Consider the following 14,275-nt stretch of genomic DNA (forward strand, 5'->3'; position numbering starts at 1 on the left):
CTATTTCCACTAATAATACATATGGAAAAAAGTTTCATATATTCAAAATACATACTATCGTGCAACGCCAATGGGTCAGACCCCACACCCCATATAAAAATATAGAAAAACAGCACGTTGTGAAAATCAATCAAAAACGTGCTGTTTATTAATAGCTTAAAATATTTACTTATACATTATATCGTCTCTCAGTGAAGCCACTTTACTTAAAGCCTCATCAATATCAGCCTCACTTACTCCAAAGTGTGCTAAGGCATCATGAAGATGTTTTGCAATGGCATTAAAATGCTCAGGTTGTATGTTCATTCCCTCATGAGCTTTTGCCATTGATTGACCAGAATATGTATTAGGACCTCCAAGGGCATAACTAATAAATTTTGTCTGGTGAAGGCGTTGCTTTTCCATATCAGTATCTTTGAAAAAGTGATTAACCGTATCGTCTTTAAGAACCAATTCATTGTAAAAATAATCTACTACTTTTGCGATGGTATCTTCGCCACCAACTTTTTCATATAATGTTTGTCCCAATTATTTACACCTCTTTTTTAGTTTTTTCATAATTATTGTTTTCAGATTGGTTAATTTTTAACCATAAAGAAGAAGGGGGTCTGTCCCCCATCGCATTAATGCGATGGGGGACAGACCCCAAAACCAAAAACATGGTAGAATAAACCAATAGCGCTTTATAATAAAAGATGTTTAGGAGGGATTGATCTTATGAAAGTGTTTGTCGTTGGATCAAATGGACAAATTGGAAAACATCTTATACATTTTTTAAGTGAAAGTAACGAACATACTGTCAAAGCGATGGTTCGCAAGGAAGAACAAGCAGCAGCTTTTGAAAAACAGGGTGTGGAAACAGCACTGACAGATTTAGAAGGTAGTGTAGATGAAATTGCCAAAGCAGCCAAAGGTTGTGACGCCATCGTTTTTACCGCGGGATCTGGAGGACACACAGGTGCAGAAAAAACGCTTTTAGTTGACCTTGATGGAGCTGCAAAAACGATAGAAGCCGCTGAAAAAATAGGAATTAAAAGGTTTATTATGGTTAGTGCCTTGCAGGCTCACAGAAGAGAAAACTGGAATGAAAAGATAAAACCTTACTATGTCGCCAAGCATTATGCAGACAAAATTCTTGAACAAAGTACTTTAGCGCACACCATCATCCGACCCGGTCTCCTTTTAAATGAACCAGCAATAGGAAAAGTCTCTGCTGCGGAGAATTTAGAACGAGGATCTATCACTCGCGAAGACGTAGCCCATACCATTATGGTAGCTTTACATGAGGATCATACAATTAATCGCTCATTTGATCTCGTGACTGGTGAAGATTTAATTGTTGATGCGTTAAGAAAGATCTAACCATTACATTTAAAGCCTACATGTTCAAAAACATTGTAGGCTTTTGTTCGCTCCTTACTTTCTATTCCAATATGAAGACTAATAGGATTGTAATGACTCATGTGAGTTTGTTCGCATATTACTAGTGGGTTGTCGTCTAATTTTCTCAACCAAATACTGTACAAGATATAATAAATAGGCTTTGTAATGGATATACATAAAGAACTGAAATTGATTTAACCGGTTGAGACGTACAATTTTTAACTTCTTAAAGACATCCATCATAACAAAGGCAAAAATCCCATCTGCAATACCATTTAGGAGCACAAACTTTTTGAAGTTTCCATACGAATATTTTAGGATCCACATACAAAGCGGCATATAAGGTCCCACACTAAAAGGAAGTTCATCCCTTAAAAATGACTTTTTCTTTTCGTAAAATTTCCACCACTTCCGCTTGTTCCCATACATATGATTGATGACCTCAAAAATAACAATAAATACACCAGCTATCGAATATCGCTTAAAACTACGTTTACCAATGAAAATTAACGATAACCACGGTATCATTACCAACCCTAAATTAAATAAAAAATGTCTTCTTGTGATCATAAGTCACCTCACCTCATTTTTACTTTTTTTTAAATTGTCCATTATCACAAAAAAAAACCGCCACTGTTAGCAAAAGGGCAGATTTGAGGGGGAAAATATGAAATTTTACTTACCCCATTAATTGTTCTTGTTGCTCAACCCTCGCCCCTTTATTTCAAGATATAATTCACTCTTTATCTTAAAAGTTAGTCATGTTATCAAATGGATAATATCTAAATAAAACTTTTCCTAGTACATTTTCAATTGGAATAGGGCCTATATCTCTACTGTCATGACTACCATTTCTATTATCGCCCATTACGAAAACATGGTTTTCTGGCACAACAATTGTTTCAAATGGAAACTGCATCCCATCTTTTAAGTAGTCCTCATCTAATTCCTTTCCGTTACGATGGACTTTACCATCTATATACTCTAATAAATCACCTGGTTCTCCGATAATTCTTTTAATCCAATAATTTGTTTCATTATAATTCCTGTTCAAAACCTTACTGACAATGGGACTCTCTAATAAGTTGTCCTTCATAGTCCTCTCTTTGCTTATACGACTATCAATAATCACTATATCGTTATACTTTGGCTCTCCACCCAAAGTGTAGCTACTTTTTGACACTATAACACGGTCTCCACTATCTCTGTCTTTGAATGGGTCTTTTCCATCTAACGTTGGTTCCATGGAACTACCCATTACCGAAAAAGGTTGAATAACAAATGCGCTTATAATAATTGATAACGTTATTGTAAACAAAAGAATTTTACTCCAATTAACAACCTCTGAAACTAATCTAATCAACTCTTTCACTCCTATTAAAATAATTTTCAAATGTTTTGAAATTTTTCCCCTGAATAAACATTTTAAAAATTATATTTATTACTAATTTCCCCTCATCTATACTGTTTCTATTAGTTTAACACAATTTCCCAATAAAGATGAACATAAATAAAGGGCTGCATCAACTACAGCCCTTTATTTTACTAATGCAACCATTTATTCAATAATCAAAACTATATAATTAACCTTCATATTTTTCTTGCCAACCTTCTAACCACTTCTGATAATCTCCCTGTATCTCTTCTGGTGTTTTCCCATCTAACGAAGGCGGTGCTCCACCTACATCGTTGTCTTTTGAAATTGGATAAGAACTGCCTCCAATTACTTCTCCTTCAAATAACCAAACAGTTACGATTGTTTTTCCGATATCAAATTGTTCATCTAAAGGTTGATTCTTAATAATGAAGGTCACAGTATCAATTCGTTTATTAAAGTATTCATCTGGCTCATTATATTGAACGGCCCAAACTTGTTCGTTAAAAAACTTCAGTAAGTCAAACTTTGAAAAACTCTTGCCAGCCGTCTCTTTCGTGTGAAATAACCTCAAATCCTTCATTACTTAAATAGTTCTTTGCAATTGTTGCATTTTCACTTAATTCATTGCAGCCCACTAAGAAAAAGAATGAAAATAAAGACAAAACCAAATAGGGGTCTGATCCCCACTTTGTTAACGCATAACGCAATGGGGGTCAGACCCCATAAGAACGATAGAGATTAAACAAACCTTTATGCTTCATCTTGAGTTTTTCATTATCTTTATATTTCAACATAGTCTCATAATAGGTGCAGGCAGCTTTCAGAAGTGCTACGGTAAATGCATCTTTAGGTAAGCTAAATTCTTTAATTAGACTATTAGACAGTTCTGGAGCTCCTTTGTCTTCTCGAACAAATGAGAGTTGTAAAACTAAACGTGTTTCATCATATGTTTGTAATGTAATCATTTTATAGTAGAAGTCAAAATATTCTATTGCTCTCCCTTCTTTTAGATAAGCAGTTAATAACGTAATATAGGTTTCCCATAATTCATTTAGGTTGCCAAATTCGTTTTCACCTATGATTTCTTGCTCATTTAATGTTATTCTAATAAATCCTTTTGGAGAGAAATCTAAATTATCGTTCAAGTATCTCAATGCTACCTTAATTTCCTTTTCTTTTTCCATGTCCTCAAAATCTATATATTGTTTTTCAAAATCTGTTTCACTTAATTTTTCATTAAACCATATGTTGTTTTTACTAATAAAGGTACGAATTTCAATCATTCCATCGCCTCTTTTTTATTGGCTTTTTTTCTGAACTTCAATAAGCAATAGGAGCTGCCTTGACGACAACTCCTGCAATTAAACTCAAACTCCCTTTACATGAACGATCTTACTTCACTTTTTTATGAATAATGCTTTTAAAATAGTTTTTACTACCGAATCAGATTCTTTATGTATGCTGACTTTATCTAAAAATGGAAAATCGTTAGGACTAACGGACAATCTCGCAATTGGTTTCACTTTATCTTCATAAACCCATTCGTCTCCAATCCCGCCTTGTTTAAATAGAGACTTTGGGAAAAAGTAGATGGTTCCATCTCTCCACTGGTCTGGTTCATCATTATTATTGATCGAAAAGTAATAATAACGTTTTTTTCCTTTATTCGTAGTAACCGATAAGCAAAGGTTTCTAATCGAACCAACATGCCTACTCCTATTTAAAACTGCAAAAAATAAAGACCATACTCCGTCGGATGAAGCGAACACTGCTTTAATCGGCTTACCATTAAAGAGTGAACTATTTTGGGGCTCAAATTCAGTGATCGAGGGATTATTAGATCCGTGTACTAAGACATTTTTATTTTCAATTACATAATTTAAAAACAAATATAATGGGTATTTACTGTTATATGAAATTAGACTACCATCACCTGTTGATAAATACCTCGTGGAAATTTCTTCAAACTCAGTTATCGCTTGCTCTGGCAATTTCAACTCATCTATTTTTAATAATTGGGATTTATCTAGAATGAATTTTTTCATTAGATTTATCATTCTTTTTCTTATAATCTATGACACCTCCTGAAGCAAAAAAATCGCTTCTTTAATGATGGCACTTATTTGGATAACTCATCACAATTTTTTGAGCCAGTCCCTTATAAGGAACTGCACGGTTACTCTTTTTTCAATCTGCAGTAAGTGACCTGAATGGAGAATAGCAAATGTTGAATTTGGAAGCTTATCGTAAAGCCTGTAATAGTCCTTGTAACCACAGATTGAATCTAACTTCCCAGCAATTAGTAGAGATTTTCCAATGTATGGTTTAGCTAAAGGATCTGCATTAAAAAAGTAGCCAGAGTCTCTCCAGTTTGATGCTAGAAACGCCCGATCCGCAAGAAGGCGGCCTGGTTGAATTTCATCTAAGAATAATTGAAGATTTTCAGCAGATTGATAAACCATTAAAGTTTCAAAAGCGTTCCGAATCTCGAAATCTACTTTAGTTAAAGCGGTCTCATCGCGATCATATACCGTTTTTCTTGGGACAGTTCTCTCTTTCTGGTGGATAACTGGAGCCAATAAACATAGTCCTTCGAGTTTATCGCTAATAAAACCTTGAGCGATATAGCCCCCAAAGGAATGCCCTATTATTGATAACGTTTGATTTCCGAGGAATTTAGAGATAAAAGCGGAAAGTAATAGTCGGATTCCTTCAGTTGATTCGATGTCTTTACAAATGCTTTGCCCATGCCATGGAAGGTCCACATAAACACGCTGAAATCCTTGCTTTTCTTTAAAGACAGGTTCTAGCCATTTCTTCATTGACCTATGGTCGGTTCCCATCGCATGAAGTATTAGAATGGGGTGCCCGCTTCCTTCAATTTCGTAATATAAACAGTTATGATCCATGCAATATCTCACTAAGATTCCAACTTTCTTCACTCTATAAGATAATTTGTTTACGTTTTGTAAAGAAAAAAGTTTCAAAGTCCAATCGAAATCAATAGAAATATCAACAATATGTAATAAACTTCTCCGTTCTCGTTTGTTTTCGTTATGAACTGCTTTTCCTCACACCTTAAAGAACTTAGTTTTATTGCAGAGGTACCACCTAACTCTATTCCGACAATCGGGACTTCACTTCCTAAGTCTAAGTTCAAATCTGGATTTACTGGTAATTCCTCTGTATATGTCACTTCAAACTTAAAAGGCTCGCTTAAATATATATAACCCATGCCAGCAACCTTATCGTATGTAATTTGTTCAATAAAATCTTCAGCCAATTAAAGACAGACCCTTCACTTTTTCTGGTGCAACACAGCTATCTATTATTATTAAAGAATTATTAAAGGTTTATTGATTGAATTCCTCTTTAAATTCCGCCTTTGCTCAATGAAAAAGAGAGAATTCAGTTAAAACGATTGCACATTAGTTCAAGAAAAAGGATGCTAGTATAAAACCTATTATGATTACAAGAATAAGTATCCCTGTTCCTTTCCAACCTAAACTGCCAACTAAATCAACAAGACCTCCACTGTTTGCTCTATTATAAGCATCACCCATATTACCAGTTGCATTTCTTCTTAATTCCTCTTGTCTTAATCTTTCTCTTAGCCTCTCTGAAGTTTCCTTCTCTTCACTCACTTAAAAACCTTCACTTTTTCGATTTTATTTGCACTTACCAACTCGCCTTACGCACTACCCTCCACTTTAGTTCAATCAGCTTTAGTGATTTTCTCTATTAGTTGTTCTGTTGAAAGAATTGTAGCAAATTCATCATGTAAGGTTGCTAGTGATATTTCATGTACAGTTTCAGCGTCATAGAATTTATTATTGTGACCAATCATCCCAAACGCAGCTGTTGCATCAGAAATTAAGTATGTATCGAAACCTAAATTACCGCTCATTCTTGTAGTAGTCGATATACAATGAGGTGTAGTCAGTCCAGTAATTACAACTGTTGTTATTTTCTTTCCCTTCAAAAACTCCTCTAAATTCGTATCAATAAAACTACTATTTACTTTCTTTGTTATAATGCATTCTCCATCTATTGGCTTTACTATTTCTTTTATGGCAAACCCCTTATTATTAGGGTGCAATACTGAAGAAGGTGTGTCCGACGTATGTTTTATATATATAACCTGCCAATTTTTTTCTCTCCATACTTTTAAGATCTTACTAATATTCTCTTCTGCGTTAGGATTATTACGTACTCCCCATTTCTTATCATCAAATGCTTTTTGAACATCTACTATAATTAAAGCCTTTTTCACCATATAAAATAAGACCTCCAGGAAATATAATTCTTACAATCTAAAAATTGAACATTCCTATTGAAAGTTATGACCAGAGATACCTAATCTCTAACAAAAAATGCACATTTATAATACCCTTTAACAAAGCTGCTTAGTAAAAAAACATAGATCATGGCTATGTAGAAATCCAACTTTCTTATATAAATGAATAGCGTTTTTATTACTCAAATTAACACATAGAGTAATAGACTCAATACTCTCATAAGTAAATATCCATTTAAGGGCCACATTTAATAATTGACACCCTATTCCTTTTCCCCGTTCACTTTCTTTTACGGCAAAAAATTCAATACTTGCTTCCCCATAAGTAGGTTCTACTTCAACATAAATATAGCCGCATAATTGATGGTTAGTCTCGATAATAAAAGCTTTACGATCTTCATTAAGTCGGTCTAAAATTTGTTGACCACTGTAATATGTATTAGGAAAAGCTGTATCATGTATATCAACCATTTCAGCAATATATTCTTCTGTTAACTCGACAAGAGGAACCTCTTCTAGATCTTCTTGTCTGTTTCGGTCAAACGTCAATATCGTTTGGTCACTATGTTTAACAAACGAAAGCTTATTAGCGAGCTCAAGGACGTTTTTATTTTGTTTATTGGGAAACATATGGATTGAATTTATTTCATTTGGAAGTAATTCCAACATTTTTTCCCACATACTATTAACAACGTCCCATTTATTCTCCTTAATAAATGGTCCCCATATTTCAGCACTTTTGCTCTCAAGGTCCGCATCAAATCCTAATACACCGATCAAGTTACCATCCTCAAGAAGAGTTAAAAAGCTGTTATTGTATGTGATATCTGTTATGTCTTCTTTTAATGAATGAGCGATTTCAGAGCTATCTTTACCACAATATCCAATATGAGCTTCTTCTCCTTGATTGAACTCTGAAATGAAATTAGCGACCATTTCGACCTCGTCTTTTCTCATCAATTTTATAATTGCCACTTTAATCTCCTCATATCCATTAATCTTTTCGTTGAATAACTCTTGGTAGCAACATCCAATATCTAAAAATCTAAAATACTACTACTGCTGAATAATCCCATAATAAACTAAATCTTCATAACGATTTTCTTTTTTTACATGATCAATCAATACGCCTTCTTTTTTCATCCCTAATTTTTGTAAAACTCTTCCTGAAGCTGGATTGGATTGAAAGTAACGAGCAAATACTTTATGGTATTGTTTTTCTTCAAATGCAAATTGCAATATTGCCTGGGCTGCCTCTGTCGCATATCCATTTCCCCAATATTCTTCACCAATCCAATAGGCGATTTCACCATGATTAAACTTTTGGTTATTAGATAACGCCATCGCCCCATATAATTCTCCATTTTCTTTATCTGTGATAGCAAATTCATAGGATTTATTTGCAGTGAAATGATCAAGATGATGTTCAATCCAAGCTAAAGCATCCTCTATAGTGTATGGGTACGGTAAGTACAATGTATTTTTATAAATATTATAATTATTACATAGTTTAGTAACCGCTGCTGCATCAGATTTTTGAAAAAGTCTAAGTACGAGCCTATTAGTTGTAATTGTTTTATTTTGAGTATCATAGATCATAAAATATCCTCCAACCTATATTTTTTAATTAGTATCAGGAAGCATCCGTAAAAATTCAGCAGCCTCGTACATATCAGTAGTAGCTAATACAATTCCCGTATTATCAAGGATAATACAAGTAGGAAATTCATTAATGTTTAAAAAGTCAATTTGCTCCTGATTTTCGCTAGCATTTCGTACACCAAACAGATCTGTCTTTAGATCTGCATTTAATATTGGCATCATCTTCTCGTATATCTCGTATTGCATTTGTAAATACTCATCCACTTCCTCTAACCAAGACGGATCTGGAACTTCATGATGAGGAAAATCAAAAAATACAAACATATGATATTGATCTTCTTCAGTTGGCTTTAATTGAGTGATTGTATCTATTTTTTTAGCTTCATATTTTCCAAATGAACAACCAATTAACAATAATGAAAATAGTATGGATACAGTAAATATTCTCAATGGATTTATCTCCCTACTTCGTGCTTTGAGACTTATAGTTTATAAAATATTTTAACATTATTTTCCTCTCTTTTGTTAATAAAGTATCCTCCCTGTTTAATTCATATGAAAAACTGGAAATTTGCTGGATATTTAATGCAAGGATGTGGGAAAATATGTTTTATATTAATGGGAATTTAAAGTAACTTAAATATTGAATTGAACATAAGGATGAGCTATCTATGAAAAAAGCTCTTATCAGCTTATTAATCTGCAGTTTACTCACTGGTTGTTGGAGTTCTAAAGAACTTGGAGAATCTTCATTTGTTGCAGCAGTAGCGATCGAAAAAGAAGGACATCTATTTACACCGAAGCTTCAATTCCTCCAACCTGTCAAATTGGAACAAGGGGCAACCGACGCCCATATGATGATTGCTTCGGAAGGTCTAACACACTTTGAAGCAGGACGGGTAGCGATTAAAGGGCTGCATCGAAGACTTTTCTTTTCACATGCCCGGACTTTTATCGTAAGTACTGATATTGCCAAAGAAGGCATATTTCCTTCGCTCGATATTGTATTTCGAGATCAAATGTTCCGCCTGACTAGTCATTTATTTATTGCTGACCAACCTTCAACTTTACTTGCCTTACCTGCCCCATTAGATCCGTTGTCAGGGATAAGCCTAGCTAAGGGAATAGAAGCCGCTGAAGACAGTCATCAAAGAGCTATAACACCTACATTAAAAGAGTTTATGGAAATGAGTTATGAACCTGGCCGCTGTGCTTATGTTATCCGATTAAAGAAACATTCTGATGAAGATCAAAAAGAACCACATGTTGATTTAGATGGAACTGCAATTATCAAAGAAGGAGTCTATGTTAAGGATATCAATGATATGTTAGCAGATGCCCTTCGTATATATCGAAATGAAGCAGGAAATGACACTTTTACATTTCAGGTTCCAGACCAAGAGGAATGGTTTGCATTAGAGCGTTTACGAGCAAAAGCTTCGGTTCAGCCAAAGATACAAGATAATCGGTTAGTTGTAGATATTTCCGTAAGTACATACGCCAACATCAATGAATGGCACTCAACTACTGATTTGGATGAACGTATGTTTGATAAAATACAAAAAGGGTACGCTGATGAGGTTAAAGCTAGAATGGAGAAGTTACTGGTAAAAATGAAGGAAGAGCCTGTCACCGATATACTCGGGATTGGTACAGAAGTTCGCCGCAGACTTCCTGTATATTGGGAAAAAGTTCAAAACGATTGGGATCAAGCTTTTAAAGAAGCAAAAGTAAATATTAAAGTAGAAACAAATATTGAAAACTATAACTTAATTGAAAACACAGTCATAGAACCAAACCAAGGTCTGTCTGAACGATTTCAATTTCCATGGGTTAAATAATGGAGGTGATTTGTTCTTCCCGTTCTTTGGGTTATTGCCTGTAAACTTTTAAGTGATATCTTTAATCGCATCACTTAATTGCATTGGTGTTATCGTACCTTGATGAAAATATAATTGCCATCTACCATCAATCCTTTTCCAAATCGAACTACGAAGTGTATTTCGATTTCTCGTGATATCAGCTATATAATAGGTAGATAAAACTATATCAGATGATAATGGATAAATTTCATAATTATGTAATGACATTTCCGTTAATACAACTCCAGATTCAATGCATTCTTTTTTATTTGAAAAATAACCTGAACTACCTATTTCAAAGAAATCATCTGCAAGTAGTTGATCTAGTTCCTCACGACTTTTACGAACGTCAAGTGCTGTGTGCCGTTCTTCTAACTTCTGCAAATGTTTTTTTAAATCTAAATCCATAATTTTAACCTCCACATTTAATATCTTTTTGTTAGTTGCTTGTTTGTTTAATTATTAATGGGACCTCTGCTAAATCCTCAACTATGTAATCTGCATCAACATGCTTCCATTGAATGTCTTTTTTCCAGATGGCCTTAAACCCAGCACTTTGAGCTGCTTTCACGTCATTTACTGGATGGTCCCCCACAAAAATGCTTTCATAAGGTGATACATCAAGTTTCTTTACGGCTCTATCAAATATTTCTCGTTCTGGTTTTTTAATACCTTCCCATTCTGATACTAGGATAACATCAAAATAATTTTTAATGCCTAAAGCCTCTATATTATCCATTTGGAAACGTCCATAACCATTTGTTATTATCCCTAAAAGAAAATTACTACTCTTTAATTCTTCCAACATTTGTATGAGATTAGTAAAAGGTACACAGCTGTGCTTAAACTCGCCGATGTAATCTTGAAGCAGTTCTTCCCAGCTTAGTCTAGCAATATTAAATTCATCAACTAACTGTTGATATACTTTGTCTTTCCAAACATACCCTCTCTTGTCCAACTCTATAAATCGTGTCACATACTTATCTTTAGGGATATGTCCTAACTTTTTATTTAGCCTATCGTATTGCCTATTTATAAAAATTTTTACTGACTCATCTCGATTTAATAAAGTGCCATCTAAGTCAAATATCGCTGCTTTAATCACTTTAACCCAGCTCTCTTCTCTATTCGCTTTTAGTAGAAAGGATGCAATTCGTGACGCCCATTAGAATGTCTTTTAGACCCTTAACACTGCTAACTATATATGTAGGATTGGCATCATTTATTTCTGTAACTGAACCGTATCCATAAGTAACTCCAATAGAGTTAATTCCAGTATTATTAGCTCCAATAATATCGTGCTTTCTGTCCCCGATCATAATAAATTCATTAAGTTCATACTCATTATACTTTTCTAATATGTATTGAATAATTTCAGTTTTTGAAGCCCGTGTTCCATCAAGATTACTTCCTACAATAAGTTCAAAATACTGATCAATATTAAAAAACTTTAATATTTGCTCGGCGAAAACAGTTGGTTTTGAAGTGGCAACAACTAAGATCAGCCCTTTTTCTTTTATAGTTTTTAACAGCGAAGAAATATTCGGATATAATTCATTTTCATACATTCCCTTTTCCTTAAATCTCTCTCTATATAAATCTATTGCTATATTTATTTGGTTATCATCAAAATTATAATATTCAGCAAATGAAACTTGTAATGGTGGCCCAATAAAACATTCAAGATTATTAATATTGGGTTCATCAATTCCCATTCTCTTTAATGCATATTGAACAGATTTAGTGATCCCTTCTTTTGGGTCTGATAGTGTTCCGTCTAAATCAAATAAAATCACTTTATATTTCTCCATCTTTAGCTCCCTTTCATAATAGGTTAAAACCTTACTTGACTAAAAATTTCATTTAATCTTCTGCTTCGTTCGCTAAACCATGGTCTATTTCTATTTATAGTTTAACACCATTTAATTGGTATAAAAAACAATCTACCTTACCACAGCTTTACAAGAAAAAAATACACCACCTTGTAAGTGATGTATTAAGTAAGTAAGATCTATTAATTTTTTATTGATTTAAACCACTTTTACATTAATTTCGGTACTTAAGCTAGCAAGAACTGGTGATTTAACTAACGCAACTTTCGCAATTTCCTCTACTTTTTCTATAGGTGCAGATGTTTCTGCCTTTAATGAAATCACTGGATTTATAATCCCACCGTCACCTTCTTCAAGACCTAAAAATACAGCTGCATTCAAACCTGCTTCAATATCAACCGTTACAGCTTCTATCGTGATTCCATTCTGACTTGCTAGCACCTCAAATGTAATAGCGAAACAGCTTGCTGCTGATCCAATTAACATTTCAACTGGATTTGGCCCTTCATCTGTTCCACCTAATGTTTCAGGTTCATCCATTACGATATTTTCAAAGTCTCGAATTTTTACTAGATTTTTTACACCATTTTCCCATTTAACCTGTGCTGCCCAGTTTCTCATTTTTAGGGTCGGGTCATTTTGAATCGCTTCTACTGTTTGTTCTAATGCTTTTACATTAATTCCATTCATTTTTTATTCCCTCCAAGTATTATGATTTACACCAATATAATACCCCGAGGGGTTAGTCTTTGTATGTAAGGATCCTTACATTTCTACCGATTTTTTTGAAATCCACAGTCTACTGTTTTCATTACGTATCACTTCATTTTGAGACAGCTTATTAATTAAAAAGGTAACGGTTTCTCTTGTTGAGGCAATCATTCCAGCGATATCCTTATGAGTAATAAAGGGTGGTAAAGGTAGCCATCCATCTACTTCATTTTCTGGGTCCATTAATTTTTTAAATAAGTTGATGAGTCTTTCTTCGACCTTTTCATAGGCAACTTGCTCTAAGATATACACAACATCTCTTAAGCGATTTGAAAAATGATGTAACAAAGCTAATGCTAAATTAGGTGTTTGGATAACCTCTTCTCTAATTTCTTTTATTGGTATCTTAACTACCGTAACTTCTGTTAATGCTATCGAATAAGCATCACTTTCTTTATCCATAAAAGCACTCGATAAATCTATAAAATCACCTGTACTAAGAAGGCCCAACACACACTCTTTCCCATCAGGATGCACATGAAAAACACGAGCATTTCCATCCACAATTAAATATATTTCGTCTGTTAATTTACCTGGATAAGTAATTTGTTCACCTTTTTTAAAATGATACGGTTTATTATTCTTCCATTCTTCAACACGGGCTTTATTAAATAAATGAATGACACCCGAAGGATAAAGCTGATTCGTTTCTACCATATTGAACACCTCTGACTTAAAATACGTATGTGATGTAAGCATCCTTACATCACATACCCTATAGCCTACATTATAATATAAGGGAATTAACTTTCGAAGGAGGAACATATATCATGGAAAATAATATATTAGATATTAAGGGCTTTTCTTGTACAATGCTTATTGTTAAAACAAAGAAGGCAATGGATAAATTAAATTCAGGAGACGTTTTAGAAATTCATTCGACTGATAAAGGGTCTGTCAATGATCTCAAAGGCTGGGCAGCCGCGACTGGTAACGAATTTGTAGGTTATAAAGAAGAAGATAATTCATTAAAATTCTGGATTAAAAAAGGATAATAGTAATTACTTAGTCCTTAGACTCTGGAAAAGATAGCTATTCTCTAATCTATCGTAAGGGTTATTCTTCACATCTATATTAGAAGCGAATGCGATGCTTGAACATCAAGCATCGTATCTGTTAGATCAGTATATATTTCTAACTTGATTGCTTA

General features: G+C 33.9%; 21 protein-coding genes. 3 read left to right on the forward strand and 18 right to left on the reverse strand.

The window, feature by feature from the left end; translation table 11 throughout:
• Positions 1–165: 165 nt before the first annotated feature.
• Positions 166–528 carry a group I truncated hemoglobin gene (locus GKP30_RS00005; protein ID WP_216827336.1) on the reverse strand — a complete coding sequence of 121 codons (363 nt, stop codon included), beginning with the start codon at positions 526–528 and terminating at the stop codon, positions 166–168.
• 189 nt (positions 529–717) lie between these two features.
• Here GKP30_RS00005 and GKP30_RS00010 point away from each other — a divergent pair, with 189 nt between their 5' ends.
• Positions 718–1,362: an SDR family oxidoreductase gene (locus GKP30_RS00010; protein ID WP_216827337.1), complete on the forward strand. Its 645-nt coding sequence runs from the start codon at positions 718–720 to the stop codon at positions 1,360–1,362.
• Positions 1,363–1,440: 78 nt separating this feature from the next.
• Here GKP30_RS00010 and GKP30_RS00015 read toward each other — a convergent pair whose 3' ends face one another.
• The 12 genes from GKP30_RS00015 to GKP30_RS00070 all read right to left on the reverse strand — a co-directional run bounded on the left by GKP30_RS00015 (position 1,441) and on the right by GKP30_RS00070 (position 9,110).
• Positions 1,441–1,953: a hypothetical protein gene (locus tag GKP30_RS00015; protein ID WP_216827338.1), complete on the reverse strand. Its 513-nt coding sequence runs from the start codon at positions 1,951–1,953 to the stop codon at positions 1,441–1,443.
• Between the two features lie 178 nt (positions 1,954–2,131).
• Positions 2,132–2,746, reverse strand: coding sequence for a signal peptidase I (gene lepB / locus GKP30_RS00020; RefSeq protein ID WP_236034833.1), 615 nt, complete (start codon positions 2,744–2,746; stop codon positions 2,132–2,134).
• Positions 2,747–2,966: 220 nt separating this feature from the next.
• Entirely contained in the window at positions 2,967–3,332 is a 366-nt protein-coding gene (locus GKP30_RS00025) for a hypothetical protein (RefSeq protein ID WP_216827339.1), read from the reverse strand.
• Between the two features lie 142 nt (positions 3,333–3,474).
• Positions 3,475–4,044 (reverse strand): hypothetical protein, encoded by a 570-nt coding sequence (locus GKP30_RS00030; RefSeq protein WP_216827340.1) that lies wholly within the window; start codon positions 4,042–4,044, stop codon positions 3,475–3,477.
• 114 nt (positions 4,045–4,158) lie between these two features.
• On the reverse strand, positions 4,159–4,806 hold the full coding sequence (locus GKP30_RS00035; RefSeq protein ID WP_216827341.1) for a hypothetical protein: 648 nt from the start codon (positions 4,804–4,806) through the stop codon (positions 4,159–4,161).
• Positions 4,807–4,896: 90 nt separating this feature from the next.
• Complete coding sequence (locus tag GKP30_RS00040; RefSeq protein WP_216827342.1) at positions 4,897–5,670, reverse strand: alpha/beta fold hydrolase; 774 nt, start codon at positions 5,668–5,670, stop codon at positions 4,897–4,899.
• 74 nt (positions 5,671–5,744) lie between these two features.
• Positions 5,745–6,044: a DUF2283 domain-containing protein gene (locus GKP30_RS00045; RefSeq protein ID WP_216827343.1), complete on the reverse strand. Its 300-nt coding sequence runs from the start codon at positions 6,042–6,044 to the stop codon at positions 5,745–5,747.
• Positions 6,045–6,189: 145 nt separating this feature from the next.
• Positions 6,190–6,405 carry a DUF6366 family protein gene (locus GKP30_RS00050; protein WP_216827344.1) on the reverse strand — a complete coding sequence of 72 codons (216 nt, stop codon included), beginning with the start codon at positions 6,403–6,405 and terminating at the stop codon, positions 6,190–6,192.
• Positions 6,406–6,476: 71 nt separating this feature from the next.
• Positions 6,477–7,037, reverse strand: coding sequence for a cysteine hydrolase family protein (locus GKP30_RS00055; protein ID WP_216827345.1), 561 nt, complete (start codon positions 7,035–7,037; stop codon positions 6,477–6,479).
• A gap of 117 nt (positions 7,038–7,154) precedes the next feature.
• Complete coding sequence (locus GKP30_RS00060) at positions 7,155–8,033, reverse strand: GNAT family N-acetyltransferase (protein ID WP_216827346.1); 879 nt, start codon at positions 8,031–8,033, stop codon at positions 7,155–7,157.
• A gap of 81 nt (positions 8,034–8,114) precedes the next feature.
• Positions 8,115–8,657, reverse strand: coding sequence for a GNAT family N-acetyltransferase (locus GKP30_RS00065; RefSeq protein ID WP_216827347.1), 543 nt, complete (start codon positions 8,655–8,657; stop codon positions 8,115–8,117).
• Between the two features lie 24 nt (positions 8,658–8,681).
• On the reverse strand, positions 8,682–9,110 hold the full coding sequence (locus GKP30_RS00070; RefSeq protein WP_216827348.1) for a hypothetical protein: 429 nt from the start codon (positions 9,108–9,110) through the stop codon (positions 8,682–8,684).
• 221 nt (positions 9,111–9,331) lie between these two features.
• Here GKP30_RS00070 and GKP30_RS00075 point away from each other — a divergent pair, with 221 nt between their 5' ends.
• Positions 9,332–10,501 (forward strand): Ger(x)C family spore germination protein, encoded by a 1,170-nt coding sequence (locus tag GKP30_RS00075; RefSeq protein ID WP_216827349.1) that lies wholly within the window; start codon positions 9,332–9,334, stop codon positions 10,499–10,501.
• A 48-nt stretch (positions 10,502–10,549) separates the two neighbouring features.
• Here the strand turns inward: GKP30_RS00075 and GKP30_RS00080 are convergent, their stop codons facing one another.
• The 5 genes from GKP30_RS00080 to GKP30_RS00100 all read right to left on the reverse strand — a co-directional run bounded on the left by GKP30_RS00080 (position 10,550) and on the right by GKP30_RS00100 (position 13,782).
• A complete protein-coding gene (locus GKP30_RS00080; protein WP_216828051.1) occupies positions 10,550–10,930 on the reverse strand; it encodes a nuclear transport factor 2 family protein in 381 nt (126 codons plus the stop codon).
• Positions 10,931–10,961: 31 nt separating this feature from the next.
• The gene (locus GKP30_RS00085; protein WP_216827350.1) at positions 10,962–11,627 is read right to left on the reverse strand and encodes an HAD family hydrolase; all 666 of its coding nucleotides are present in this window, start codon (positions 11,625–11,627) and stop codon (positions 10,962–10,964) included.
• Positions 11,628–11,646: 19 nt separating this feature from the next.
• A complete protein-coding gene (locus GKP30_RS00090; protein WP_216827351.1) occupies positions 11,647–12,333 on the reverse strand; it encodes an HAD family hydrolase in 687 nt (228 codons plus the stop codon).
• A gap of 219 nt (positions 12,334–12,552) precedes the next feature.
• A complete protein-coding gene (locus GKP30_RS00095; RefSeq protein WP_216827352.1) occupies positions 12,553–13,044 on the reverse strand; it encodes an OsmC family protein in 492 nt (163 codons plus the stop codon).
• A gap of 75 nt (positions 13,045–13,119) precedes the next feature.
• Positions 13,120–13,782, reverse strand: coding sequence for a Crp/Fnr family transcriptional regulator (locus GKP30_RS00100; RefSeq protein ID WP_216827353.1), 663 nt, complete (start codon positions 13,780–13,782; stop codon positions 13,120–13,122).
• Positions 13,783–13,895: 113 nt separating this feature from the next.
• Here GKP30_RS00100 and GKP30_RS00105 point away from each other — a divergent pair, with 113 nt between their 5' ends.
• Positions 13,896–14,120, forward strand: a complete 225-nt coding sequence (locus GKP30_RS00105) for a sulfurtransferase TusA family protein (protein ID WP_216827354.1) — start codon at positions 13,896–13,898, stop codon at positions 14,118–14,120.
• Positions 14,121–14,275 lie beyond the last annotated feature (155 nt).

Source organism: Alkalihalobacterium elongatum, from assembly GCF_019024285.1.
Taxonomy (GTDB): Bacteria; Bacillota; Bacilli; order Bacillales; family Bacillaceae_F; genus Alkalihalobacterium; species Alkalihalobacterium elongatum.

Coding starts and splice junctions, on each gene's coding strand:
- GKP30_RS00010 (WP_216827337.1), top strand. CDS start 718: ATGAAAGTGTTTGTCGTTGGATCAAATGGACAAATTGGAAAACATCTT.
- GKP30_RS00015 (WP_216827338.1), bottom strand. CDS start 1,953: ATGATCACAAGAAGACATTTTTTATTTAATTTAGGGTTGGTAATGATA.
- GKP30_RS00030 (WP_216827340.1), bottom strand. CDS start 4,044: ATGATTGAAATTCGTACCTTTATTAGTAAAAACAACATATGGTTTAAT.
- GKP30_RS00035 (WP_216827341.1), bottom strand. CDS start 4,806: ATGAAAAAATTCATTCTAGATAAATCCCAATTATTAAAAATAGATGAG.
- GKP30_RS00040 (WP_216827342.1), bottom strand. CDS start 5,670: ATGGATCATAACTGTTTATATTACGAAATTGAAGGAAGCGGGCACCCC.
- GKP30_RS00055 (WP_216827345.1), bottom strand. CDS start 7,037: ATGGTGAAAAAGGCTTTAATTATAGTAGATGTTCAAAAAGCATTTGAT.
- GKP30_RS00065 (WP_216827347.1), bottom strand. CDS start 8,657: ATGATCTATGATACTCAAAATAAAACAATTACAACTAATAGGCTCGTA.
- GKP30_RS00075 (WP_216827349.1), top strand. CDS start 9,332: ATGAAAAAAGCTCTTATCAGCTTATTAATCTGCAGTTTACTCACTGGT.
- GKP30_RS00080 (WP_216828051.1), bottom strand. CDS start 10,930: ATGGATTTAGATTTAAAAAAACATTTGCAGAAGTTAGAAGAACGGCAC.
- GKP30_RS00090 (WP_216827351.1), bottom strand. CDS start 12,333: ATGGAGAAATATAAAGTGATTTTATTTGATTTAGACGGAACACTATCA.
- GKP30_RS00095 (WP_216827352.1), bottom strand. CDS start 13,044: ATGAATGGAATTAATGTAAAAGCATTAGAACAAACAGTAGAAGCGATT.
- GKP30_RS00100 (WP_216827353.1), bottom strand. CDS start 13,782: ATGGTAGAAACGAATCAGCTTTATCCTTCGGGTGTCATTCATTTATTT.
- GKP30_RS00105 (WP_216827354.1), top strand. CDS start 13,896: ATGGAAAATAATATATTAGATATTAAGGGCTTTTCTTGTACAATGCTT.